Origin of the sequence: Microlunatus ginsengisoli (assembly GCF_039537205.1) — a bacterium.
Lineage (GTDB): Bacteria > Actinomycetota > Actinomycetes > Propionibacteriales > Propionibacteriaceae > Microlunatus > Microlunatus ginsengisoli.
Window position 1 is genome coordinate 53,276 of record NZ_BAABAB010000001.1, and the last position, 24,676, is coordinate 77,951.

17 protein-coding genes and 1 other RNA gene are annotated in these 24,676 nt (G+C 69.2%); 7 read left to right on the forward strand and 11 right to left on the reverse strand.

The genetic code is table 11. The features are described 5' to 3' along the window. Positions 1–56: 56 nt before the first annotated feature. The 3 genes from aceB to ABD747_RS00240 all read right to left on the reverse strand — a co-directional run bounded on the left by aceB (position 57) and on the right by ABD747_RS00240 (position 3,992). Positions 57–1,670, reverse strand: coding sequence for a malate synthase A (gene aceB, locus ABD747_RS00230; protein ID WP_344801051.1), 1,614 nt, complete (start codon positions 1,668–1,670; stop codon positions 57–59). 59 nt (positions 1,671–1,729) lie between these two features. Further along, positions 1,730–3,112, reverse strand: a complete 1,383-nt coding sequence (locus tag ABD747_RS00235) for an NAD-dependent malic enzyme (protein ID WP_344801052.1) — start codon at positions 3,110–3,112, stop codon at positions 1,730–1,732. Positions 3,113–3,218: 106 nt separating this feature from the next. After that, positions 3,219–3,992, reverse strand: a complete 774-nt coding sequence (locus ABD747_RS00240; protein ID WP_344801053.1) for an IclR family transcriptional regulator — start codon at positions 3,990–3,992, stop codon at positions 3,219–3,221. A gap of 177 nt (positions 3,993–4,169) precedes the next feature. Here ABD747_RS00240 and ABD747_RS00245 point away from each other — a divergent pair, with 177 nt between their 5' ends. Genes ABD747_RS00245 through allB form a run of 5 tightly spaced genes read left to right on the forward strand, consistent with a single transcriptional unit; the run spans position 4,170 to position 10,357 of the window. Further along, positions 4,170–4,967, forward strand: coding sequence for a hydroxypyruvate isomerase family protein (locus ABD747_RS00245; protein WP_344801054.1), 798 nt, complete (start codon positions 4,170–4,172; stop codon positions 4,965–4,967). A 54-nt stretch (positions 4,968–5,021) separates the two neighbouring features. After that, positions 5,022–5,927, forward strand: coding sequence for a 2-hydroxy-3-oxopropionate reductase (locus ABD747_RS00250; protein WP_344801055.1), 906 nt, complete (start codon positions 5,022–5,024; stop codon positions 5,925–5,927). Then, positions 5,924–7,714 (forward strand): glyoxylate carboligase, encoded by a 1,791-nt coding sequence (gene gcl, locus ABD747_RS00255; protein WP_344801056.1) that lies wholly within the window; start codon positions 5,924–5,926, stop codon positions 7,712–7,714. The genes ABD747_RS00250 and gcl overlap by 4 nt, the downstream gene beginning before the upstream one ends. A gap of 11 nt (positions 7,715–7,725) precedes the next feature. Beyond that, complete coding sequence (locus ABD747_RS00260; protein WP_344801057.1) at positions 7,726–8,880, forward strand: glycerate kinase; 1,155 nt, start codon at positions 7,726–7,728, stop codon at positions 8,878–8,880. Between the two features lie 13 nt (positions 8,881–8,893). Further along, complete coding sequence (gene allB, locus ABD747_RS00265) at positions 8,894–10,357, forward strand: allantoinase AllB (protein WP_344801059.1); 1,464 nt, start codon at positions 8,894–8,896, stop codon at positions 10,355–10,357. A 119-nt stretch (positions 10,358–10,476) separates the two neighbouring features. On the opposite strand, the gene folP is transcribed toward allB, so the two are convergent. From folP to ABD747_RS00290, 5 genes are all read right to left on the reverse strand, one after another. Beyond that, entirely contained in the window at positions 10,477–11,373 is an 897-nt protein-coding gene (gene folP / locus ABD747_RS00270) for a dihydropteroate synthase (protein ID WP_344801060.1), read from the reverse strand. 36 nt (positions 11,374–11,409) lie between these two features. Further along, positions 11,410–15,933, reverse strand: a complete 4,524-nt coding sequence (locus ABD747_RS00275; RefSeq protein ID WP_344801061.1) for a DUF4082 domain-containing protein — start codon at positions 15,931–15,933, stop codon at positions 11,410–11,412. A gap of 23 nt (positions 15,934–15,956) precedes the next feature. Further along, complete coding sequence (locus tag ABD747_RS00280) at positions 15,957–19,514, reverse strand: N,N-dimethylformamidase beta subunit family domain-containing protein (protein ID WP_344801062.1); 3,558 nt, start codon at positions 19,512–19,514, stop codon at positions 15,957–15,959. 293 nt (positions 19,515–19,807) lie between these two features. Then, positions 19,808–20,178, reverse strand: a transfer-messenger RNA (tmRNA) gene (ssrA, locus tag ABD747_RS00285). 30 nt (positions 20,179–20,208) lie between these two features. Beyond that, entirely contained in the window at positions 20,209–20,814 is a 606-nt protein-coding gene (locus ABD747_RS00290) for a DUF1707 and DUF4870 domain-containing protein (protein ID WP_344801063.1), read from the reverse strand. A gap of 88 nt (positions 20,815–20,902) precedes the next feature. On the opposite strand from ABD747_RS00290, the gene ABD747_RS00295 reads away from it, so the two are divergent. Next, positions 20,903–21,274, forward strand: a complete 372-nt coding sequence (locus ABD747_RS00295) for an FKBP-type peptidyl-prolyl cis-trans isomerase (protein WP_344801064.1) — start codon at positions 20,903–20,905, stop codon at positions 21,272–21,274. Between the two features lie 9 nt (positions 21,275–21,283). Here ABD747_RS00295 and ABD747_RS00300 read toward each other — a convergent pair whose 3' ends face one another. Together ABD747_RS00300 and smpB are read right to left on the reverse strand one after the other, a co-directional pair. After that, complete coding sequence (locus ABD747_RS00300) at positions 21,284–23,176, reverse strand: DUF2207 domain-containing protein (RefSeq protein ID WP_344801065.1); 1,893 nt, start codon at positions 23,174–23,176, stop codon at positions 21,284–21,286. Continuing rightward, a complete protein-coding gene (gene smpB / locus ABD747_RS00305; protein WP_344801066.1) occupies positions 23,173–23,658 on the reverse strand; it encodes an SsrA-binding protein SmpB in 486 nt (161 codons plus the stop codon). The genes ABD747_RS00300 and smpB overlap by 4 nt, the downstream gene beginning before the upstream one ends. Positions 23,659–23,704: 46 nt before the next feature. Here smpB and ABD747_RS00310 point away from each other — a divergent pair, with 46 nt between their 5' ends. Further along, the gene (locus tag ABD747_RS00310) at positions 23,705–24,043 is read left to right on the forward strand and encodes a YciI family protein (RefSeq protein ID WP_344801067.1); all 339 of its coding nucleotides are present in this window, start codon (positions 23,705–23,707) and stop codon (positions 24,041–24,043) included. 106 nt (positions 24,044–24,149) lie between these two features. Here the strand turns inward: ABD747_RS00310 and ABD747_RS00315 are convergent. Next, positions 24,150–24,676 (reverse strand): M23 family metallopeptidase (locus ABD747_RS00315; RefSeq protein WP_344801068.1); only part of this gene is annotated, 527 nt, incomplete at its 5' end.

Sequence of the window (24,676 nt, forward strand, 5' to 3'; positions counted from 1 at the left end):
GCGCGTGGAGGTGGGCTCAGGGCGCGTGGAGGTGGGCTCAGGGCGCGTGTTCAGACTCATTTGACCAGCTCGTACGCGGGCAGGGTGAGGAAGTCGGTGAAATCCTCGCTCAGGCAAAGATCGGCGATCAGTGTCTTGGCCGGCAGGTAGTAACGCTCGAACCGCTCCGCGTCCACCTGGGTGCGCAGACCCTCGACCTCCTCGTCGAGGATCCGCGAGACCAGGTCGCGGGTGACGGTCTCGCCGGTGTCGGCGAGCACCACCTCGTTCTTGATCTGCTGCCAGACCTGGGAGCGGGAGATCTCCGCGGTCGCGGCGTCCTCCATCAGGTTGTGGATCGCGACGGCACCGTTGCCGGAGATCCAGACCGCGGTGTACGCGACCGCGACCTCCAGGTTGTTCCGCAGCCCCTGCTCGGTGTTGTCGCCCTGCGCCGAGCTCACGTCCAGCAGTTCCGGCCCGGTGACCGAGACCTCCGGCCGCTGCCGGTCGATCTGGTTGGGCCGCTCGCCGAGCACGCCGTCGAACACCTCCTGGCAGACCGGCACGAGGTCGGGGTGGGCGACCCAGGAGCCGTCGAAGCCGTCGCCGGCCTCCCTGGTCTTGTCCGCCTTCACCTTCGCGAACGCGGCCGCGTTGATCTCGGCGTCCTTGCGGCTCGGGATGAATGCGGCCATGCCGCCCATCGCGAACGCGCCGCGCTTGTGACAGGTCTTCACCAGCAGCTCGGTGTAGGCGCGCATGAACGGCGCCGTCATGGTGATGTCGGCTCGGTCGACGAGCACGAACTCGGGACCGGCGTCGCGGAAGTACTTGATGATGCTGAACAGGTAGTCCCAGCGCCCGGCGTTCAGCCCGGACGCGTGATCACGCAGCTCGTAGAGGATCTCTTCCATCTCGAACGCCGCCGGGATGGTCTCGATCAGCACCGTGGCCCGGATCGTGCCGTACTCGATGCCCAGGTAGTCCTCGGCGAAGGTGAAGATGTCGTTCCACAGCCGGGCCTCCAGATGGCTCTCCATCTTGGGCAGGTAGTAGTACGGCCCCTGGCCGTTGTCGATCAGCAGTTGCGCGAGATGGAAGAAGTGCAGCCCGAAGTCGACCAGCGCACCGACGCCGATCTTGCCGTCGACGATCACGTGTGCCTCCGGCAGGTGCCAGCCGCGCGGCCGGGCGACCACGACGGCGAGTGGCGCGTCGGTCCGGAGCTTGTACTCCTTGCCGGCCTTTCCATCGGCACCGGTACGGGTGAACGACAGCGTCCCGCGAGCGCCGTCACGGAGGTTGAGGATCGCGTCGATGACGTTGGGCCAGCTGGGGCAGCTGGCGTCCTCCAGGTCGGCGAGCCATACCTTGGCACCGGAGTTGAACGCGTTGATGGCCATGTTTGCCGGGCTGGCCGGGCCGGTCATCTCCACCCGACGGTCCTGCAGCGCGGCGGGCGCCGGCGCGACCTGCCAGTCGCCGGCCCGGATCTCGGCCGTCTCCGGGAGGAACTCGAGCGACTTCGCCGCCGCCGCCCGCTCCCGCTTGCCGGCCCGGGCGGCGAGCAGTTCATCGCGCCGCGCGGCGAATCGCTGGTGCAGCTGCTCGACGAACGCGAGCGCCTCGGGGGTCAGGATCTCCTCGGCGCGCTCGACGGGGGCGGCGTCGGTCAGTTCGATGCTCATGGTGCCTTTCGGTGTCTGAACTGTTTCGTGGCAGATGATCGGTGCAGAAGAGTGAGGGCTCAGGCGGATACCGAGGTCCGTACGGCCTCGGCGACGGCCGGCGCGACCCGGGCGTCGAAGACGCTGGGCACGATGTAGCTGGCATTCAGCTCGTCCGCAGAGACACAGTCCGCGATGGCTTCGGCCGCGGCGACCAGCATCGGCGTGGTGATCTCCGACGCCGCCGCGTCCAGCAGTCCGCGGAACAGGCCGGGGAAGGCGAGCACGTTGTTGATCTGGTTCGGGAAGTCGCTCCGCCCGGTGGCCACCACGGCGGCGTGCTGCGCCGCCTCGGTCGGATGCACCTCGGGATCGGGGTTGGCCAGGGCCAGCACGATCGCGCCGTCGGCCATCGTGCCTACCTCCTCGGCTCCGAACAGGTTCGGACCGGAGACGCCGATGAAGACGTCGGCACCCACCAGCGCCTCGTGCAACGTGCCGGAGAAGCCCGCTTCGTTGGTGTGCTGGGCGATCCACGTGCGGTGCTCGTCGGTGTAGGTCTCGCCGCGGTGGATCGCGCCCTTGCGGGCCACGGCGACGATGTGGGCCGCACCCTGGGCCTGCAGCAGCTGGATGATCGCATGACCGGCCGCCCCGACGCCGGAGACGACGATCCTGACCTCGTCCATCTTCTTGCCGACCACCCGGAGGGCGTTGATCAACGCGGCCAGGACCACGATGGCGGTGCCGTGCTGGTCGTCGTGGAAGACCGGGATGTCCAGCTCGTCGCGGAGCCGGCGCTCGATCTCGAAGCAGCGAGGCGCTGAGATGTCCTCGAGGTTCACCCCGCCGTAGACCGGCGCCAGCGCCTTGACGATCGAGATGATCTCCTCGGTGTCGGTGGTGTCCAGGCAGACCGGCCAGGCGTCCACTCCGGCGAACTGCTTGAACAGCGCCGCCTTGCCCTCCATCACCGGCAGCGCGGCGGCCGGGCCGATGTCGCCGAGCCCGAGGACCGCGGTGCCGTCGGTGACGACGGCGACCGTGTTCCGCTTGATCGTCAGTCGGCGGGCGTCCTCGGGATGCGCGGCGATGGCGAGACAGACCCGGGCCACGCCCGGGGTGTAGGCGCGGGACAGGTCGTCGCGGTTCTTCAGCGGCACCTTGGGCTCGACCGACAGCTTGCCGCCGAGGTGGAGCAGGAAGGTCCGGTCGCTGACCTTGCGGACCGTCGTGCCCGGCCGAGCGTTCAGCGCCTCGCGGATCCGTTCCGCGTGCTCCTCGTCGATGGTGTTGCAGGTGACGTCGACGACGATGGCATCGTGGCTGGACTCGACGATGTCGAGTGCCGTCACCGCGGCGCCCGTGGCCGCGACGGCGGACGCGAGCTCGGTGGTGGAGCCTGCGGTGGCGCTCACGGCCACGCGGAGGGTGATGGAGTAGCCGGGGCTTGGGGTTGCCATCGAGGGAGTCTCCTGTCTTTCCGTTATCCGGATTCTAGTTTCTACTTCGTGGAAGTTGCAATCCCTGGGCGGGTGCTTTATGTCACATATCGAAATTTTGCTTTCACTATGCGGAATCGCGAAGCCCTCGCCCGATGATCTGGGCGACGCTGTGCAGCACCGGCACCGCTCGGTCGCCGAAGGCCGCGTCGACCCGGGTCAGCGGGCCCGAGACCGAGACCGCCATCGGCGTCGGAGCGCCCGGCACGCTGACGGCGTAGCAGCGAACGCCGAGTTCCTGCTCCTCGTCGTCGATCGAGTAGCCGCGAGCGCGGATGTCGGCGATGTCGGCGAGCAGGGACTCCGGCGTGCCGTGGCTGCGGACCGTCGGCGTCGGCATGCCCACCCGGGACACGATGCCGAGGATCTGGTCGTCGGTGAGGGTGGCGAGGATGGCCTTGCCCACGCCGGTGTCATGCAGGTTCGCGCGTCGGCCGACCTCGGTGAACATCCGCATCGCGTGGGGCGAGGGTTGCTGGGCGACGTAGACCACCTGATCGCCGTCGAGCAGCGCCATGTTGGCGGTCTCACCGAGCTGGCGGACGAGGTGTTGCAGCTGCGGCTGGGCCACCCGGCCGAGCTGGCGACCGGCCCGCTCCCCCAGCGGGATCAGCCGAGCGCCGAGCGCGTACCGTCGGGAGGGCAGCTGGCGCGCGTACCCCAGGGTGACGCAGGTGCGCAGGAGGCGGTGGATGGTGGGCATCGGGAGCTCCGCGGCGGCGGCGAGGTCGCTGAGCGAGATCTCCCCGCCCGCGTCGGCGATGATCTCCAGCAGCTCGAAGACTCGTTCGACGGATTGCACGGTCCCGGATCGGGCCTCGGCAACGGACTCCTGCGGCATCTTGACCCTCCGGAACAAGCCTTGTCGGCGAATGCGTGCTTCCACCATACAGAACTCGATCTCCGCAACGCGAGAGGGACACCGGGATACGAGCACTTGACGGTCCGGCGCTAAACTGGCTAGAGTTTCCGCATCTCAAGAGAAAACTTTCACATAGCGAAATTCGATGGGAGCGAGATGACCCGGTACACCGTCAACGGATCCATTCTGCTGACCGATCTACCGCTGCTCGAGCGACCCGCCGCGATCAAGGCTGCCAGCTTCGAGGCCGCGGAGTTCTGGTGGCCGTTCGCCGAGGCCGAGCCCGCGCCGGCAGATGTCGACGCCTTCGTTGCCGCCCTGGACGACGCCGGTGTGGCCCTGACCGGGCTCAACTTCTTCGCCGGCGACATGCCGGCCGGCGACCGCGGCCTGGTCAGCTGGAAGAGCCGCCAATCGGAGTTCCTGGCCAACATCGACGTGGTGGTCGGCATCGCCGAGCGCACCGGCTGCCGGGCCTTCAACGCGTTGTACGGCCTGCGCAACGACGAGTGCTCCGCCGACGAGGCCGACGCGATCGCCCTGGACAACCTCGAGGCCGCCGGCAACGCCGTCGCGGCCATCGGCGGCACCGTGTTGCTGGAGCCGGTCTCCGGCGCCGAGGGGTACCCGCTGAAGACCGCGGCCGACGCGCTGGCCGTGATCGCGAAGCTCGTCGAGCGCGGCGTCGGCAACGTCAAGTTGCTGGCCGACTTCTATCACCTGACCGTGAACGGCGACGACGTGGACGCAGTCATCCGCGAGCACGCGCCCGAGTTCGGCCATGTCCAGATCGCCGACGCGCCCGGTCGCGGCGAGCCCGGCAGCGGCACCGCTCCGATCGCTCGCTGGATCGCCGACGCCGAGGCCGGCGGCTACTCCGGGTTCGTCGGCCTCGAGTACAAGTCGGCCGATCCCGACCCGTTCGCCTGGCTGCCCCGCGACCAGCGCTCCTGACCCGACCCTCTTGTCCCAGCCCCTCCCCCGGAAACCGAAAGGAACTCCGACACCATGACCTCTCCCTCCGATACGACCGTCGCCTTCATCGGCCTTGGCATCATGGGCGGCCATATGGCCGCCAACCTGGTCAAGGCCGGCTACGACGTGATCGGCTACAACCGCAGCCCCGGCAAGGTCGAGGCCTTGGTCGAGGCCGGCGGCCGCGGCGCGTCCTCGGTCGCCGAGGCGGTGAAGGGGGCCGACGTGATCATCACCATGGTGCCGGACTCCCCCGACGTCGAGGACGTCGCCGAGGGCGAGGGCGGGATCTTCGCCAACGCGAAGTCCGGTGCCGTCTGGGTGGACTGCTCGACCATCCGTCCCGACGTCTCGGCCCGGCTCGCCGAGGCCGGCCGGGAGGCCGGGATCCGCGTGCTCGACGCCCCGGTCAGTGGCGGTGAGGCCGGCGCCAAGGAGGCCAAGCTGTCGATCATGGTCGGCGGCGAGCAGGCCGACTTCGACGAGGTACGCCCGGTGCTGGACGCCGTCGGCACCACCGTCGTCCTGGTCGGCCCGGCCGGCTCCGGCCAGACGGTCAAGGCCGCGAACCAGCTGATCGTCGCCGGCAACTACGAGCTGGTGGCCGAGGCAATCGTCTTTCTCCGGGCCTACGGCGTGGACACCGAGGCCGCGCTGAAGGTGCTCGCCGGCGGCCTCGCGGGGAGCACCGTGCTCGACCGCAAGGGGGCCAGCATGCTGGCCGGCCAGTTCGCCCCGGGGTTCCGGATCGATCTGCACCACAAGGACATGGGCATCATCATCGACTCGGCCCGGGCCAAGGGTGTCACCATCCCGATGGGTGCGCTGGCCGCCCAATTGATCAACGCGCTGCGTGCGCAGGGCGACGGTGGGCTGGACCACTCCGCTCTGCTGCGCGGTGTCGAGCGGCTCTCGGGCCAGAAGGTGAGTGGAGAATGACCAAGATGCGTACGGTCGACGCGGCCGTGAAGATCCTGGAGCTGGAAGGCGCCACCCAGGCGTTCGGCCTGCCGGGCGCGGCGATCAACCCCTTCTACGACGCCATGCGCCAGCACGGCGGGATCAAACACATCCTGGCCCGGCACGTCGAGGGCGCCTCGCACATGGCCGAGGGCTACACCCGGGCCAAGGCGGGCAACATCGGGGTCTGCATCGGCACCTCGGGCCCGGCCGGCACGGACATGATCACCGGACTCTACTCAGCCTCCGCCGACTCGATCCCGATCCTGTGCATCACCGGGCAGGCCCCGGTGGCCAAGCTGCACAAGGAAGACTTCCAGGCCGTCGACATCGCCTCGATCGCCAAGCCGCTGACCAAGATGGCGGTCACGGTGCTCGAGCCGGGCCAGGTGCCGGGCGTGTTCCAGCAGGCCTTCCACCTGATGCGCTCCGGTCGCCCCGGCCCGGTGCTGATCGACCTGCCGTTCGACGTCCAGATGGCCGAGATCGACTTCGATCCCGACAGCTACACCCCGCTGCCGGTCTACAAGCCGGTCGCCAGCCCCGCCCAGGTGGACAAGGCGCTGGACATGCTGATGGCCGCCGAGCGGCCGCTGATCGTGGCGGGCGGCGGGATCATCAACGCCGACGCGTCGGACCTGCTGGTCGAGCTGGCCGAGACGCTGAACGTGCCGGTGGTGCCGACCCTGATGGGCTGGGGCGCCATTCCCGACGACCACCCGCTGATGGCCGGCATGGTGGGCCTGCAGACCGCGCACCGCTACGGCAACGCGACGATGCTGGAGTCCGACTTCGTGATCGGCATCGGCAACCGCTGGGCCAACCGGCACACCGGCGGCCTGGACGTCTACCGGCGCGGACGGACGTTCGTCCACGTGGACGTCGAGCCGACCCAGATCGGGCGGGTGTTCGCACCCGACTTCGGCATCGTCTCCGACGCCAAGGCGGCCCTGGAGCTGTTCGTGGCCGCCGCGAAGGCACGGGTGGCGTCGCGCGACGTGCCCGATTACGGGGTCTGGGTGAAGGACTGCCAGCAGCGCAAGCAGACGCTGCAGCGCCGTACCCACTTCGAGGAGACGCCGATCAAGCCCCAGCGGGTCTACGAGGAGATGAACCGGGCCTTCGGCCGGGACACCACCTACGTGTCGACCATCGGGTTGTCGCAGATCGCCGGCGGGCAGTTCCTGCACGTGTACAAGCCGCGGCACTGGATCAACGCCGGCCAGGCCGGCCCGCTGGGCTGGACGCTGCCAGCCGCGCTCGGCGTGTGCGCTGCCGACCCGGACGCGGAGGTGGTGGCCCTGTCCGGTGACTACGACTTCCAGTTCATGATCGAGGAGCTCGCGGTCGGCGCCCAGTTCAACCTGCCGTACGTGCACGTGCTGGTGAACAACGCCTACCTTGGCCTGATCCGCCAGTCGCAGCGCGGGTTCAAGATGGACTACCACGTCCAGCTCGCCTTCGACAACATCAACGCGTCCGAGGATCTGGTGCAGGGCGCCAAGGGTTATGGCGTGGACCATGTCAAGGTCGCCGAAGGCCTGGGCTGCAAGGCGATCCGGGTGTTCGATCCCGACGAGCTGGGCAACGCGTTCGCCCAGGCACGCAAGCTGGCCAGCGAGTACCGGGTGCCGGTGGTGGTGGAGGTGATCTTGGAGCGGGTCACCAACATCTCGATGGGCGTCGAGATCGACGGTGTCGTCGAGTTCGAGGACCTGGCGCTGACCGGCGCCGACGCCCCGACCGCCATCTCGCTACTGGACTGAACAGGACCCCGATGCGCGTCGTGATCGCCCCGGACAAGTTCAAGGGATCGGTGGAGGCACCACAGGTCGCCGAGGCGATCGCCGACGGCCTGGCCGCCGCTCTGCCCACCGCCGAGGTGCACTGCCAGCCCGTCGCGGACGGTGGCGAGGGCACGGTCGCGGCGGCCCTGGCCGGCGGTTACCGGGCCGTGACGGTGACCGTGACCGGCCCGGTCGGCGATCCGGTCGAGGCGACCTTTGCCGTCGACGGCACCCGAGCGGTGATCGAGATGGCGGCGGCCTCCGGCCTGCTCGTGCTGCCCATCGACGACGCCGGCGAGCCGGTCAAGGACGCGCTCGGGGCGACCAGCCAGGGCACCGGCGAGCTGATCGCGGCGGCGCTCGACCACGGGTGCACCGAGATCGTGCTGGGCGTCGGCGGCAGCGCCAACACCGACGGCGGGGCCGGCCTGCTGGTCGGGCTCGGCGCACGGCTGCTGGACGACGCGGGCGACCCGGTGGCCGCCGGCGGCGGCGGGCTCGCGAGGTTGGCGAGCGTCGACGTCACCGGGCTCGATCCACGGATCGCCGGCGCGTCGTTCACGCTCGCGGCGGACGTGACCAACCCGCTGCTCGGCCCGCACGGCGCGGCCGCCGTGTTCGGTCCGCAGAAGGGAGCGACCGATGCCGATGTCGCCACCCTGGACGCCAACCTGGAACTGTTCCGGGACCGGCTCGCCGACGCCCTCGGGCCGGCCGCGGCGAAGGCTGCGGACGCACCGGGCGCCGGCGCGGCCGGCGGGGTCGGTTATGCCGCGCTCGCCGTCCTCGACGCGGAGCGGCGCCCCGGCGTCGACGTGGTGCTGGAACTGGTCGGGCTCGCCGACCGCCTGACCGGCGTCGACCTGGTGATCACCGGCGAGGGCAGCCTGGACGGCCAGAGCCTCGGCGGGAAGACACCGGTCGGCGTTGCCGCGCTGGCTCGCGCGCACGGCGTACCGACCGTGATCGGCGTCTGCGGACGCAGCCTGCTGACCGAAGACGAGACCCGCAAGGCGGGCTTCGACGAAGTAATCGCCCTGCTCGACCGGCAGCCCGACAGCGCGCGGGCGATGGCCGAGGCCGCCGCGTTGCTGACCGAGATCGGGGGCGAGCTCGGCCGCCGCTACGCGAGCATCGCCACCTGATGAGGAGACAATGATGACCTCCACCACCCGCAGCCTGGCCGCCGTCAACGAGCCGGACACCGTCCGGCGACTGATCGACGAGTTCCGCGCCGAGCACCCGGACAGCGCGGCCGCAGCGCCCGCACCGGCGAGCGACCACGGTCACGACTACGACCTCGTGGTACGTGCCCGGCAGGTGATGACCACCGCCGGGATCGCGGAGCGAGAGATCGGCGTCCGGGACGGGAAGATCGTCGCCATCGAGCCGTTCGGGCACGCCCTCGACGGCGCCGAGACGATCGCGCTGGCCGACGACGAGGTGCTGCTGCCCGGCTTGGTGGACACCCATGTGCACGTGAACGACCCCGGACGTACGGACTGGGAGGGGTTCACCACCGCCACCAAGGCCGCCGCGGCGGGTGGCGTGACGACCATCCTCGACATGCCGCTGAACTCGGTACCGTCCACCGTCACCGGCGCGGCGCTCGAGCTCAAGCAGCTGGTCGCCGCACCGCAGGCGTTCATCGACGTGGGCTTTTGGGGTGGCGCGGTGCCGGGCAACGAGCAGTACCTGCGCGAGCTGCACGACGCCGGCGTGTTCGGCTTCAAGTGCTTCCTGCTGCACTCCGGCGTGGACGAGTTCCCTCATCTCGAGCCGGACGAGCTGGAAACGTACCTGAAGACCCTGCAGACGTTCGACGCGCTGATGATCGTGCACGCGGAGGACTCGCGCGCCATCGACCGGGCGCCCAAGCCGGACGGCGACGTCTACGCCCACTTCCTCGCCTCCCGGCCGCGCGGTGCGGAGAACCTGGCGATCGCGGAGGTGATCGAGCGGACCCGCTGGACCGGTGCGCGCACCCACGTGCTGCACCTGTCCTCCTCGGACGCGCTGCCGATGCTGCGCAGCGCGAAGGCCGACGGGCTGGACATCACCGTGGAGACCTGTCCGCACTACCTGACCCTGCTGTCGGAGGAGATCCCGAACGGCGCGACCGCGTACAAGTGCTGCCCGCCGATCCGCGAGGTCGGCAACCGCGAGCTGCTCTGGGAGGGGCTGCTGGACGGCACGATCGACTACATCGCGAGCGACCACTCCCCCGCGACCTTGTCGCTGAAGGACCTGCAGAACGGTGACTTCGGCGTCGCCTGGGGCGGCATCGCGTCGGTCCAGCTGGCACTCTCGGTGATCTGGACCGAGGCCCGGCGACGCGGTGTCGGCCTGGACAAGGTGGTCGAGTGGATGGCGAGCAAGCCCGCCGACCGGGTCCGGCTGCGCTCGAAGGGCCGGATCGCCCTCGGCTACGACGCCGACCTCGCGATCTTCGCCCCGGATCAGGCATTCGTGGTGGACGCCAAGACCCTGCACCACCGCAACCCGCTGACGCCGTACCAGGGCAAGGCGCTGTCCGGCGTGGTCCGGAAGACGTACGTCCGCGGCACCGCGGTCGACTTCGAGTCCCCCCGGGGCCGCCTGATCCGCCGCGGGATCGATTAGGTCATAGGCCGGTTCGCGCCCGCGGCGCTCCGGTACGTGCGCTGACCCCGTCGAAGCGCCCAGCGCCCATGCCCTTCGACGAGCTCAGGGCGCGAAAGCCCGCACCTGCGCTGCCGGCGTCACACGTTGTGGGCGAGAAAAGCCGGCTCGCGGAAGCCGAGGATGCACTCGATCATGGTCGCGGCGGCGACGGAGGCGGCGACGTCGTGCATCCGCAGGATCCGGGCGCCGGCCAGCGCGCAGACCGCAGCGGCGGCGATCGAGGGCGCCAGCCGATCCGGTTTGGCCAGTCCGGTCGCCTCGCCGACGAAGTCCTTGTTCGACACCGCCGCCAGCGTCGGCAGGCCCAGTGCGGCGATCTCGGCGAAGCGCCTGGTCAGGTCCAGCGAGTGCAGCGTGTTCTTGTTCAGGTCGTGGCCGGGGTCGATCACGATCCGCGACTCGGGCACGCCGAGCCCGACCGCATGCTCGATCCGCTCCGCCAAGAAGGCACGCACCTCGGTAACGACGTCGTCATAACGGGGCGCGCGGAGATGGACGTGTGGCTCGGCCCGGCTGTGGGTGATCACCAGGGTCGCCTCGGACACCGCGACCACCGCCGCCAACTCGGGGTCGCGGAGACCACTGGTGTCGTTGACCACCGAGGCACCGGCCGCCAGACAGGCGGCGGCCACGTCCGCGCGCCAGGTGTCGACGGACACCACGACGTCGGAGACCGCCGTCACCGCCTCGACCACCGGCACCACCCGCTCGATCTCGTCGGCGACGGCAACGTCCGGGGTGTCCGGCGAGAACGGTACGCCGCCGATGTCGACCCAGCCCGCGCCCGCCTCGGCTGCCGCCAGCGCGGCGGCCACCGCCGACTCCAGCCCGTACGTCCGCCCTCCGTCGAAGAACGAGTCAGGCGTCCGGTTCACGATCGCCATCACCACGATCTGCCGGTCGAAGTCGAAGACCTGCCGCCCGATCGGACGTCGCGGCGCGGCGATCGTCGGCACAAACCACGACTCGGGCACCGGGCAAGTGTGCCCGATGCCCGAGTCGTTCCCCGATCAGCGGCCGGTTTCGGTCTCGTGCTCGATCTGGCCGGCGTTGTTGCTGAAGCCGACGGCCGACACCGACGGAGCGCTCGCCCCGGCAGCCGCGACCAGCGTCAGCTTGTACTGCAGATAGCGCGAGCTACCGCTGACCCGGCCGGACTTCGGCACGCTCTGCCAGTCCGTCCACGAGCCGTCCGGGGTCGACATGCTGCCCGTCCGCACGCTCAGCGCGAGCGTGGTCCCGGCCGGCACGCTGGCCCGGATCGAGGCCCGGTCCCAGTCCACCATCGCCTGGGCGTCGAGGATCCCCGACGTGAAGGTTCCCTTCCGCGCGACCCCGGTCTTGCCGGCGAGCGTGATCGCGCCGATCCCGCTGTCGTCGATCGTCGCGTCTCCCGCGGTCTTGCCGAGCCGGAACGAGGCGGTCTGCTGGTCGGTCACACCGGCCGCCGGTGTGGTGAACGAGCGCACCTTGCTACTCCCGGTGTTGCCGGACGCATCGGTGGAGTCCCCCGCTATGAAGTACGTCGTGTCGGGGTCCAGACCGGTCAGCAGCAGCTGATGGTCGGTGGCGAGGTCGTCGACCTCGCCCACCTGGGTCAGCTTGTCCGCACTCTTGCCGAGCCGCACCACCGCCGAGCTGGGCTCGTTCGTGGTCCAGCTGACCAGCGCCGTGCCGTCGGGCAGTGCCGACGCCGCGGCAGACGTGATCTTCGGTGCGGTGGTGTCGGCGCCCGGCGTGGTGAAGCTCGCCGGGGCCTGGTCGGCGGCCGGCGACGTGACGGTACGTCCCTTCAGGTCGGTCGAGGTCACCCGGTAGTAGTACGTCGTTGCGGCCTTCAATCGCTTGATCGTCACGGAGTGCTTCCGGGCGGTGTCTTTGCGCACCGTCTTGTCCGTCAGCGCCGTCTTCGAGGTGCCGATCGTCACCTCGCTCGTCGCGGTAGCCGGGGTGTCCCACGACAGCGTCGCGACGGCCAGGTCCGGGCTGGCGCTGACGTCGGCCGCGAGAGCGGTGACCGCCATCGCAGCGGCCGGGGCCGCGTACGTCGCCGCGTAGGTTCCGGCCGCCGCCGCGTACTGCGCGTACGACTGTCCCTTGATCGTGACGATCGTGTAGCTGACGTTGCTGCCGCCGTTCGTCAGCCCGTTCAGCTGCGTCCCGTTCGGTCCGGCGATCGGCACCATGCCGGTCAGACCGCTGGCGCCCGTGCCCACCTTCACGGTGAAGCTGAGCGTGTTCGCGTTCCAACCGATGTTGGCGTACGACGACGCGTTCCGGCCGTCCAGCCACGTCGTCATCTGCTTGCCGCTGACGATGGGCACGTTGTGCGACAGGGCCGACGACACCAGCGCGTCGCTCTGCGGCTCGGTCGAGGAGTCGGTGTGGAAGTTCACCGTGAACGCCCCGTAGTAGCCGGTCGAGCCGAGCGCGTTGTTCAGCAGCGTGTCGATCGTTGCCGGGAAGGACTGGTCGGACTCGTCGGTCATCTGGGTCGCCGCCTGATAGACGTCGATCATGCTGCCGTCGGTGTCGGCGAACCGCATCGGCATCCCGGAGCCGGTCATGAAGCCGGGCCGGTCCTGCACCCACGATCCGGGCCAGTAGTAGTAATTCCCGTCCATCCGCATCCCGTTGGCCAGCTCGGTCTTCGGCTGGGAGGACCAGTCGCTGAACGCAATGCAGTGGGTGCGGTTGCTGACCGGCGAGGGCAGACCCGGGTAGTTGGCCTTCCATGCCGACACATCGTTGGCATAGAACGACGCCAGCGACGAGGGAGTGAAGTTGCCGCAGTTGGTCGTCTCGTGCACGCCCACCTCGAAGCCCTGGTTGGTATAGGACACCGCGGATGCATTGGACAGTGGCGTGCTCGGGTAGACGTAGCTGCTGTAGCGGAAACAGGTCCAGTCGCTGACGCTGCAGCCGCTCGGGCTGTTGGCGATCATCTGGTCGAACCGGCCTGCGGTGCCGCCGTTGCCGTGGTCGTCACCGGTGCCGATCACGACAGCCTTGTAGCCCTTCGGGAAATACCAGAACCGTGGCAGTGGCTTCTTGTCCCGGTTCATCGTCTCGACCAGATTCGCCAGCAGCCGCTGCTGCTCGTCGGCCTGCGGGATGGCGACCTTGGCCAGGTTCACCCAGTCCGACGTCGGCGATCCGCCGAAGTACATGTCGTCGGACCGGATCGGCGACTGGCCGTCACGCTCCTGCCCGGCCCAGGCCGGGTTGCCCTGTCGCATCTGGACGATGGACAGCGGCAGGTCGTAGGTGAACGCGGCCGCCTCGCCGCCCGCGGTGCCGACGCTGCGCAGGGTCACCGCTGGGAAGCTGGTGGCCGTGGTCGCGTTGGAGTACAACGTCGCGATCGCGCTGGTGCCCGACTGCAGGGTGTAATTGTCGGCGGCGCCGTGGAACTGGATCGTGTCGCCGACGATGCCCGCGCCCGGGGCCGTGGAGTTGTCCACCTTGAGGTAGCGGTCGGCAGTGGTGCCGCCGGCCGCGGTGATCCCCAGCAGGGTCGACAGGTTCGAGCCCGGCCGCATCGCGATCAGATTCCCGCCGCCGTTCACCCAGGTGCTCAGGTCGCTCGCCTGGGATGCGCCCAGCGTGACGTTGCCCAAGATCACCAGGTCGTAGTTGGCGAGGGTCGTCGCCGACACCGTGCTCGCGTCGATGGTGGCGAACTCGTTCAACCCCTCGGTCCGGAGGATCTCGGCGAGGTACTTCGAGTACGGGTTCGCCGAACTCGTGACGACCGCGATCGGGCCGCCCGGGCCCTGGTCCGGCGGTGGCGGGGGCTCGGCACCGGTGCTGAACGACCAGCTGGTCGAGGTCATCGTGTTGCCGGCGCTGTCCTGCGCGCCGCTGACCGTCATCGTGTAGCCGGTCGAGTACGACAGTGCCGAGCTCGGCGTGAACGTCGCGGTCTGCGTGCCGGCGTTGTAGGTCGTGGTGCCGGCCACGGTCGCGTTGGAGGCGTTCTTCAGCACCATGCTGATCGAGGCGGGTGTCACCGGCTCGGAGAACGTGGCCGCGACCGGCGAGCCGACCGCAACCCCGCTCGCCCCGTCGGCCGGCGACTTGACGGCGACGGCGGGCGGCGTGGTGTCGTTCGCCGTGGTCGAGAAGACCACGTCGACCCAATAGTTGCTGGACTGGTAGGTGCTGTTCGGGTAGCCCGTCGCGCCGTACTTGTACACGCCGTTGCCGCCGTCGGTGCCGTTGCGCAGCGCCGTCAGCGGACCGTTCGTCGTCGCCGCCGTGGCGAAGTAGGTGTTGTTGGAGGAGTACCGGCCGACCGGGGCGTAGTAGGACGCGACGTAGGTCGTGTTGGCCGCGATCGCCACCGGTCCGGTGAACAGTGCCTGCTGCCAGCCGGTCGCCGACTCACCGGCGAAGGTCACCGAGGCCAGCTTGGTGCCGTCGGTCTTCCACAGCGAGCCGACGTGGGTCCCGGTGTTGCCCGATCCCTTGTAGAACCGGATCCCCGTGACGTAGCCGGCCTGGGTCGCGCGGAACTTCACGCCGACCTCGACGGCGGAGTTGTCGGCGGTGGACGGGGTCCCCGGCACGGCCGTGGACGGCCAGACCGAACACGGGCAACTGCCTGCCGCCGCCGCGGTGGTGAAGCTCCAGGTCACCGGATCCATCTGGTTGCCGGCAGTGTCCTTCGCGCCGCTGAGCGTCACGGAATACGTCGTCGACGTCGCCAGGGCCGCCGACGGCGTGAAGGTTGCCACCCGGGTCGTGGTGTTGTAGCTCTGCGTGCCGGCTACCGAGGTGGTCCCCGGCCCGGTGACGGCCCAGCTGATGGTGCTTTCCTGGACGTTCTCGCTGAACGTCGCGGTAATGCTGGTCGACCCGGTCGCCACCCCGGTGGCGCCGGCCGCCGGGGACCGATCGGTCACCGTCGGCTTGGTCGTGTCCGCACCACTGCTGGTGTAGACGACATCGACCCAGTAGTTGGTGGACTGGAAGGAACTGGACGGGAAGCCGCCGCCGGAACCGTAGCGGTAGACCCCGTTGCCGCCGTCGGTCCCGTCGGCCAGCGCCGTGAGCGGGGAATTCACCGTGGCGCCGGCGGCGAAGAAGTTCTCGTCCGCGGCATAGCGTCCGTTGGGTGCGTAGTAGGAGACGATGTAGGTCGTGTTGGCGGTGATCGCCACCGGTGTGGCGAAGTTCGCCTGCTGCCAGCCGCTCGCCGTCTCGCCGGTGAAGGTCACGGTCGCGAGCCGGGTGCCGGCGGTGTTCCAGAGCGAGCCGGTGTGCGTGCCCGTGTTGGCGCTGCCCTTGTAGAACCGGACCCCGGAGACGAACCCGTCCTGGTCGGCGCGGAACTTCATCCCCAGCTCGACCGCGACGTTGTCGCTGTCGGAGACGACGGTCGGCGTCTGGGTCGCGGCGAAGACCGAGCAGGGGCAGGTCGCTGCGGCGGCTCGCTCCGGCAGGCTGACCAGGAAGGCAGCGGCCAGGCCGAGCGCCAGCACCACCGCCATCAGGCGCGTTCGGGTACGCGAAACATGAGAAATGATCATCGGTGCTTCCTTCGCTGGCGCGATCAGTTGGCGACGAAGACGACGTCGACCCAGTAGTTGCTGGACAGGTAGCCGCTCGACGGGAATGTGCTGGTGGAGGTGTAGCGGTAGACGCCGTTCACCCCGTCGGTGCCGTTCGCGAGCGCGGTGAGCGGACCGTTCGTCGTCGCCGTGCCGAAGTAGTTCTCGTTCACCGAGTAGTGCCCGTTGGGCGCGCGGTACGAGACCACATAGGTGGTGTTGGCGGTGATGCTGACCGGGGTCGAGAGCGCCATCTGTTGCCAGCCGCTGGCAGTCTCACCGGTGAACGTCACCCTTCCGAGGTTCGTCCCGGTCCGGCTCCACAGCGTGCCCACGTGCGTACCGGTGTTGCCCGGCCCCTTGTAGAAGCGAATGGCGGTGATCTTGCCGGCCTGACTGCTGCGGAACTTCACCCCGACCTCGGTCGCGGCCGTGTCGGAGTCCGCCAGTGTGCCGGGGGTGGCGGTCGAGGGCCAGATGCTCACCGACGCGGGTGTCGCTGCTCCGGTGGTGAAACTCCAGCTGACCGGCGACATCAGGTTGCCGGCCACGTCCTTGGCCCCGGAGACGCTCACCGAATAGGTGGTCGACGCCGCCAGTGCGGAGGTCGGCGTGAACGTGACCGTCGTGCTGGTGCCGGTAGTGGGACTCGTGCTGCCCGCCACCGCGCCGCCTGGTCCGGTCACGGCGATGACCGCGGTGGACGCCTGCACCGGCTCGCTGAACGTCGCTGCCACCGTGCTGTTCGTCGCCACCCCGGTTGCTCCGGAAGCCGGCACCCGGGTCGACACGGTCGGCGGCGTGGTGTCCGGCGGCGGCGCCGCAACGGTGGTGAACGTCGAGGTGACGGGATCCATCACGTTCCCGGCGGCGTCGGTCGCGCCGCTGACCTTGACCGTGTACGTCGTCGCGTTGGCCAGCGACACGGTCGGTGTGAAGGTGGCCTTGCGCGTGCTGGTGTCGTAGCTGGTGGTTCCGGCGATGCTGGTGCTGCCGGCGGTGAGGGTGATCGAGGCGGCGGACACCGCTTCGCTGAAGGTCGCGTTCGGGGTCACCGACGTCGCGACGTCGGTCGCCCCCGCGGTCGGCTGCTGGGCGGTAACGGTCGGCTTGGTGGTGTCGGGCGCCGTGGTGGAGCTGAAGACGACGTCGACCCAGTAGTTGGACGAGGCGTAGCCGAGGGTCGGGAACCCGGTCGCCCCGTACTTGTAGACGCCGTTGACGCCGTCGGTGCCGTCGGCGAGCGCGGTCAGCGGTCCGTTGCTCGTGGCCGTGGCGAAGTAGCCGTCGGTCGACGCGTAGTGACCGTTCGGGGCGAGGTAGGACGCGACGTAGGTGGTGTTGGCCGTGACCGCGACCGGAGCGGCGAAGTCGGCCTGCTGCCAGCCGCTGTCGCTCTCGCTGCCGAAGGTGACCGAGGCCAGCTTCGTGCCGCTCGCCGACCACAGCGATCCGACGTGGGTGCCGGTGTTGCCGCTGCCCTTGTAGAACCGGATCCCGGTGATGGATCCGCTCTGCGTGGCGCGGAACTTGACCCCGACCTCGATCGAGGTCGCATCGGGATCCGACGCGACGCTCGGGGTGGTGGTGCTCGGCCAGATCGTGCACGGGCACCCACCCGAGTTCGGCGGTGTGCCGGTCCCGACGGTGATCGTCCGGCCGGCTCCCGGCGTCTCCGTCCGGGCCGAGTCGTCGGTCGCCCGGGTCTTGATCGTCAGGGTCGCGTTCACGCTCGGCGTGAAGGTGTACGACCAGGCGCCGGTGCCGCTCGCCGGGTGCCAGGACGCGCCGCCGTCGACCGACACCTCGACGCCGGCGACCACACCGCCTACGTCGGTCGCGGTGCCGCTGATGGTCAGCGGCGACCCGGCCGGGACGGTGGCGCCGTCGGCCGGAGCTGTGATGACCGACGCCGGTGGGGTCGTGTCGGTGCTCGCGGTCGCCGCGACCAGGCCGCTCTGCAATGTCGCGGGCTGGGCGCCCATGTCGGCGAACAGGTTGACGGTTGCCTGCTGGACCGCGGTATCCGCGGTGTTGTTCGGGCCGTCGGTCACGTGGTGGCTGTCAAGTCCCCAGGCCCACTGGATGGTGCCGGCGCCGAAGACGAGGGCGCCACTCGGCGCCCGGTACAGGGTGAGGTGGTGGGTGGCGCTGCCGGCTGCGTACGTGCTGCCGTAGTCCTGCAAGTAGCTGGACACGTTCTGGCTGTCGGAGGAGAGGAAGACCAGGCCGGCGGGCCGGGAGCCGTTGTCCGGGCTCTCGTCCCACTCGTAGCCGAGAATCCCGTCGCCCAGGGTGGCCGTTGCTCCGGCCGCGAGGCTGGCGACCCTGGTGTTCCGCCAGAACCGCAGGCTCTTGTACGCCGCCCCGACGTGCATGTCGGTGGTGCAGCAGTTGACCGTGAAGATCGTGCCCGTCAGCGCGTTCTCCGGCCGGCCACCGTCGGCCGGCGGGCTGAACCGGGGATCGCGCCAGGTCCCGGTCCACGTCGGCGGATCCTGCGGGTCGATCTTGGCGTTGGAGTGGGTCTCCTTGTAGGTGACCAGGGTGCGGTACGGGGTCGAGGTGCCGTCGATGGAGTTCTCCCACCGGGTCTTCCAGAAGACCTCGTTGCCACTGAAGAACGCCAGGTTGACGCCGGCGTCGCGGGCCGACTCGACGTTCGCCCGCTGGTTCCCCGACCAGTACTCGTCGTGGCCGACCGACAAGAACGTCTTGTGGTTCTTGATCAGCGAACCGCGCCGGTCGGTGTCCATGCCGGTGGTGTAGCTGACGTCGTACCCGTTGGCTTCGAGGAAACGCACCATCGGGTACTCGGCGTTCCAGACGAAGTCGTGCGTCTCGACGCCGTCATTGGTCTTGAACGGCCGGTTGTAGCTGAGCTTGTACGCCCGTGGCGTGTTGCCGCTGGTCCCCGGGCCCCCGACGTAGAAGCTGTTGCCGCCGTAGGAGTTGTAGGCCTGCCAGGTCGTGTCGGAGGTCTGCATGAACAGGTCCGAGTGGCTGGAGTCGTCGCGGACGATGAACATGATGTGGCTCGCCGAGCTGCCGGAGTAGATCCGGGCGAAGTAGATGCCGGACACCGCGTCGCTCGGCACCGCCCAGCTCGCGCTCTGCGACCAGTTGCCGCAGTCGATCAGACCGGTCGTGCTGTCGGTCTTGCAGTTGGGCTGATCGGTCGCCGTCGGGTTCGGAATGCTGGTGATCTTGCGAGCGCCGTTGCCCTGGTAGTAGCCGAGCCGGTAGATGTCCATCGAGTAGCTGCTCAGCGAGGTGTCGATCTTGAACCCGATGGTGCCGCCGACGTTCACGCTGATGTCGGTCGCGAAGCCTTGCAGATTCGCGCTGCCGGCACCGCTCACCTGCCAGGTGGTCTCCGGCGTGCCGGTCTTGGTGTTCTCGCAGGCGATCTTGCTGGTGACCGGTGCGTCGCAGGGCGCCGCGGCGACCGGTGGCGGTGGTAGCACCACCAGCACAGCCAGCCCCAGCGTCAGCGCCAAGACCACACTGAGCAGACGACGGGAGCGTGACTCCCCGAACGCGCGCAGCACTGCACCCATGCCCACGACACTTTCCATCGAAGCACGGCGAGTCGTCAGGTCCCGTCGTGCGGCCCCCTGCCTACCCCCCACGGGCACACAGTCCAACGCGTGTGAGCACTCGGACACTGAGCGTCCGAGCCGTCGCAGGTCGGAGTCAAGCACTTCGCCGCGGGCATCGCGGCGATAGTGAAAAGAAACCTCGGAAAAAGATCAAGAGTGAAGATCCGCCGCCGTATCGGACGAGCGCGGGACGGGCAGCGCGGCCGGACGACGCAAAGGGCCGGCCCCGAGTGGAGCCGGCCCTTGCGCGAAGGTGGAGGTGGCGGGAATCGAACCCGCGTCCTGAAGCGACGAACCAGGTCTTCTCCGGGCGCAGCTGGTGCTGTCGTTCTGCTCGGCCCCTGCGCTCGCGCCAGCACGTCGCAGACAGGCCCAGTCTCAGTTCATGTCCCTGCTAGGCCCCAAGACATGTCCTGGCAGGTCAGCCTTCTAGATGAGGCCAGGGTCCGGGACGAAGGCGTTCCCGGTCTGACCGTTCACCTCACCGCTCAGGCGGCGAGAGCGAACTCAGTGCGCTTAGAGTTGGCACTTATTGGTTTCCAAGGGACATTAACGAGTTGACCTTGGATTCTCGGCCCGCTTCCCCTGGGACTATCGACCCCAGTCGAAACCGATCACCCCCTGTTGAGTTGTCAGCCCGTCCAGTCTAGCGCTACTTCTCCGACAGCACCTCGAGCTTTAGCACCTGCTTGACCGGGTTGCGCCAGTTCTCGCCCTGCAGCGCCTTCGCCCCGCCGACGATCGTCAGCACCAGCCAGCCGAGCCACATCAGCGGCATGATCCAGTCGAAGATGCTGAGGCCGGTGATCCCGCCGACGATGGCCACCACCACGAAGGCGATCATCGCGATCAGCTGGAAGTTGAAGGCCTTCGCGGCCTCCTTGCGGGTGAACGACCCGGGCCGCGACAGCGCGAACACGATCGCAGGCCCGACGATCCAGCTGAACAGGGCGGAGAAGTGCGCGAAGCCGGCCGTGCCGCGGCCGGCCTGCTGCCGCACCTCGGGCCGGATGATGGGCTGGTAGGCGGGGTGAACCCCCAGCGCCTGGGATGGCACCGGCACGGTGACCAGCCCATAGAAGGCCTCGTTCAGATCCTTGCGGGTGACCGCGCCGAGCACCTGGCCCATTCGCTGGTCGAACTCGGCCTCACTGACCCGGCCGTCGGCGTACGCGTCCTTCAGCCAGGCCTCGGCCCGGTCGCGCTGCTCGGTCGTCACGGTGAGTCTCAGGCTGGGGTGCTCATAGGCGGCGTTCATACCAGCCAGCGTGCCCGTCTGCGCCGGCCGGCACCATCCGGCGTTCCCCCGGCGCTCCCCGGAGGGGCCCGGGGTAGGTTGGCCCACCATGAGCGAAAAGCCCGAGATCGATTTTCCCGCCGGCCCGCCGCCGGTCTCCCTCGACATCCTCGACATCCGTGAGGGCGACGGCGCCGAGGCCGTCCCCGGCAAGGTGGTGAGCGTGCACTACGTCGGGGTCGCGCACAGCACCGGCGAGGAGTTCGACGCCTCCTACAACCGCGGCGCGCCGCTGGAGTTCCCGCTCGGCGCCGGCCGGGTGATCCAGGGCTGGGACACCGGCGTTGCCGGGATGAAGGTCGGCGGCCGCCGCCAGCTGACGATCCCGCCCGACCTGGCGTACGGCGACCGCGGTGCGGGCGGCGTGATCAAGCCGGGCGAGACCCTCATCTTCGTGGTGGACCTGCTCCAGGTGCGGTAAGCCCAACCGCTACCAGCTGCTGCTGCCGCCGCCTCCGCCGCCGCCGCCGGAGAAGCCGCCGCCACCGAACGAGCTGCCACCGCTGCCGAAGCCGGTGCCGCTGCCCCCTGAGGAGGCGACGGGGGTCGCGGCGTTCGTCAGACTGCTGGTCAGGAAGCCGGTGTTGAAGGCGGCCAGGTTGTAGTTGCCGACGTACCAGTAGGGAACGGTGTTCGGCAGCCGCCCCATCGCCACCAGGTCGCCGCAGATCTTGGCCCAGCGGTCGGCGAGCTCGAAGGCGATCGCCCAGGGCAGGTACTTGGAGAAGATGTCCTCGCCCTCCTCGAAGCGGAGCTGGTTCGCCTCGGCGGTGGCCAGATAGGTCTTGAAGCCCTCCACCTGATCGGTCACCGCGCGGCCGTCGGCGGTGCGCTGCCCGCGCCGCAGCTTGTAGCGGATCACCATGATCGTGATCAGGATCGGCAGCAGCGGCAGCAGGATCCACAGCACCCAGGCGCCGAGCGCGAAGACGAGCACCACGGCACCGATGATGCTGCCGAAGCCGAAGCCGTGGGTGGCGGCCGCCGACGGCACCTTGCGGAACCAGCCGCGGGCGGCGACCTGGTTGCGAACGGCCTCCCGCATCGCGGTATGCGCGGTGAGCAGGCTGCCCTGCTCCGAGAGGTCCTTGACCGCACCCGGCGGCTGCCCCCCGAACAGGTTCGTCAACAGCACCATCTCGTGCGGGGCGGCCGCGACGTCGGGATTGACCAGGGTGACGGTGAACTCGTCATCGCCGCTGCTCTGCACGGTCAGTGCGCCCCGGACTGCGAGGTCGATGATGGTCGCGGCGGTCTCCCGGGCGTCGACCTGACCGTCGACGAGCAGCCCCGCCTCTGCCACCGGAATCCGGGGCGGGGAGAACGCGACCGGGATGGGCAGATCCGGGTCGTTGGCGACGACCTCGGCGGTCTGCCCCGGCAACGGCACGGTGCCCGGCGGCAGGCCCGCGTAGCGACGGTCGCGGCCGTTCTTGCGCCACCAGAACACGCCCACGATCGGCGAGCCGATCAGAATCGCGGCCGCACCGGCGAGCGCCGCACCGATCCCGATCTTCTCCCCCGTGGTCAGCTTGGCGGCGTTCGGCTCCAGATGGGGTTTGTTGTCGCTGACCAGGCCGGGCTTGATCTTGACGCCGATGCTGACGTTCTGCCCGGCGGGGAGGTTGCTCTGGGCGAACTTCGCGACGCCGCCGGCGACGGACCCGTCGGACTCACACGGTGTTGTGCTGCGGACCGGGCCGGCGAAGCACGAGGTGTCCTGCGCACCGCCGGGCACGGTCGCCGTGATGCTCAGCTTCGAGATCTCCGGGTTCCCCGTTCCGGTCGCGTCCCAGTAGAACTCGTCGTACGGCGGGCTCGCGCTCGGGAACGACCGCATCGCGCCCGTGACCTGATAGGAGATGACGTACGTCGCGGTCGGGCTCGACACGGTCTGATTCGGGTCGCCGATCTTGATCGCCGTCTCCACCAGCCGCCCGTTCTGCTCCGAGCTGGTGCTGGTCGTGAACTGAGTGGCGACCGGATCGGGGCTGGTCACCGCGATGTGGTCGATCCCGTAGACCACGTCGTTCTCGTCGTTGTCGTCGGGTTCGCGGGTGACCAACGTCCGGATGATGCCGTGCCGGCCCGAGTTGGAGCCGAACCGCCAGACGAACGTCTCCTTCACGTCCAGGACGCCGCTCGGCTGCATCGTGTAGGCGATGTCGAGCGAGTCGATCTGGTCGTCGGCCGCGCGGGCCAGCGGAGCGCGGACCAGGGTCAGTGCCAGGCCCAGCAGCAGCGCGGCGAGCACGGCCAGCACCAACCGGTGCCGCGACCGCTCGATCGCGACTGCCTGGGATCGGTCGGTCAGCACACTCACTCTCCCCTTCTTCGGGCGGCCAGCGCGCGCTCGGCCTCCCGCTTGCTCTCCCGTTCGGCGATGCTCTGCCGCTTGTCGTACTCGCGCTTGCCGCTGGCCACGGCCAGCTCGACCTTCGCGTAGCTGTCGGCGAAATAGATCGACAACGGGATCAGTGTGGTGCCAGCGGAGGCCAGATCCCGTTCGATCCGGGTGATCTCCTTGCGATTGAGCAACAGCTTGCGGGTACGCCGAGCGGTGTGATTGGTCCAGGTGCCGTGGCTGTATTCCGGGATGTGCGCCTGGCGCAGCCACACCTCGCCGTCGTCGAGGGTGGCGTACGCATCGGTCAGGTTGGCCCGCCCCTCACGCAACGACTTGACCTCGGTGCCGCTGAGCACCAGACCGGCCTCGTAGGTGTCGTGGATGTGGTAGTCGTGCCGCGCCTTGCGGTTCTGCGCCACCAGTTTGCGGCCCTTGTCCGCGCTCGACTTGCTGCTCATGGGCTCCATCTTCCCTGGCCACACCAGCGGGTTTAGCGTTCGGGTCATGCCCGAGCCCCGTCTGCTGTACGTCCTGCGGCACCGTCCCGGGCCCGCGATCGCAGCGGGCGAGAGCGTCTTCGACCATCCCGGCATCGCCGATCACCTCGAGTTTCTCGGCCGGCGGGCCACCGACGGCAGCCTGATCGCCGCCGGTCCGCTGGAGGAGGGATCCGGCGAGGGGATGACCGTGATCGCGGCCGCGTCGCTGGCAGAGGCCGAACGGCTGGCCACCACCGACGACCAGAGCGTCGTCGCTGGCGTGCTTGCGGTCGAAGTCCGGGCCTGGCAGGTGGTGATGGACCCCGGCCTGGTCACCATCCGGTCCGCCCCCGAGCCCGACTGAGCCGAGCTCTCCGTCAGGTTCGCACCCCTGAGAACGGTTCGCACCGCTTCTACCGGGTGCGGGCCGTCCTACGGGGTGCGAAGGCCCCGACTGATGATCGGGACACTCAGTACAGCCATCCCATTGGGTTCACCACGCTGCCGTTCAGCCACACCATCAGGTGCAGATGGCACCCGGTGGAATAGCCGGTCGTGCCGACGTACCCGATCACCTGGCCCTTGCGCACATGCTGACCGACGTGGACGACATAGCGGGTGGCGTGGTTGTAACCGGTGGTGACGTACTTCCCGTCAATATAGCCGTGGTCGATCATCAGCCGGTTGCCGTAGCCGGCGTTGTAGTACCGTTCGGCGACCGTGCCCGAGTACGCGGCGCGGATCGCGGTGCCGCACCCGGCGCCGAAATCGGTGCCGTCGTGCAGCTTCCAGACGTGCAGGACCGGGTGGAACCGCATCCCGTACGGCGACGTGATGGGTGCGCTGACCGGGTAGATGAAGCCGCGGTGCGCGCCACCCCCGCCGGACCAACCGGACGAGCCGCCCGACGATCCGCCCGAGGAGCCGCCCGACGACCCACGCGAACGGTGGCTGGAGCCGCCGCTGGAGCCGTGCGAGGACGCGCTCTTGCGCGCCT

What these genes read in the sequence shown, in the direction of transcription:
- aceB (WP_344801051.1), bottom strand. Translation starts at nt 1,670, where the DNA reads ATGAGCATCGAACTGACCGACGCCGCCCCCGTCGAGCGCGCCGAGGAG.
- ABD747_RS00235 (WP_344801052.1), bottom strand. Translation starts at nt 3,112, where the DNA reads ATGGCAACCCCAAGCCCCGGCTACTCCATCACCCTCCGCGTGGCCGTG.
- ABD747_RS00240 (WP_344801053.1), bottom strand. Translation starts at nt 3,992, where the DNA reads ATGCCGCAGGAGTCCGTTGCCGAGGCCCGATCCGGGACCGTGCAATCC.
- ABD747_RS00245 (WP_344801054.1), top strand. Translation starts at nt 4,170, where the DNA reads ATGACCCGGTACACCGTCAACGGATCCATTCTGCTGACCGATCTACCG.
- ABD747_RS00250 (WP_344801055.1), top strand. Translation starts at nt 5,022, where the DNA reads ATGACCTCTCCCTCCGATACGACCGTCGCCTTCATCGGCCTTGGCATC.
- gcl (WP_344801056.1), top strand. Translation starts at nt 5,924, where the DNA reads ATGACCAAGATGCGTACGGTCGACGCGGCCGTGAAGATCCTGGAGCTG.
- ABD747_RS00260 (WP_344801057.1), top strand. Translation starts at nt 7,726, where the DNA reads ATGCGCGTCGTGATCGCCCCGGACAAGTTCAAGGGATCGGTGGAGGCA.
- allB (WP_344801059.1), top strand. Translation starts at nt 8,894, where the DNA reads ATGACCTCCACCACCCGCAGCCTGGCCGCCGTCAACGAGCCGGACACC.
- ABD747_RS00275 (WP_344801061.1), bottom strand. Translation starts at nt 15,933, where the DNA reads ATGATCATTTCTCATGTTTCGCGTACCCGAACGCGCCTGATGGCGGTG.
- ABD747_RS00280 (WP_344801062.1), bottom strand. Translation starts at nt 19,514, where the DNA reads ATGGGTGCAGTGCTGCGCGCGTTCGGGGAGTCACGCTCCCGTCGTCTG.
- ABD747_RS00290 (WP_344801063.1), bottom strand. Translation starts at nt 20,814, where the DNA reads ATGAACGCCGCCTATGAGCACCCCAGCCTGAGACTCACCGTGACGACC.
- ABD747_RS00295 (WP_344801064.1), top strand. Translation starts at nt 20,903, where the DNA reads ATGAGCGAAAAGCCCGAGATCGATTTTCCCGCCGGCCCGCCGCCGGTC.
- smpB (WP_344801066.1), bottom strand. Translation starts at nt 23,658, where the DNA reads ATGAGCAGCAAGTCGAGCGCGGACAAGGGCCGCAAACTGGTGGCGCAG.
- ABD747_RS00310 (WP_344801067.1), top strand. Translation starts at nt 23,705, where the DNA reads ATGCCCGAGCCCCGTCTGCTGTACGTCCTGCGGCACCGTCCCGGGCCC.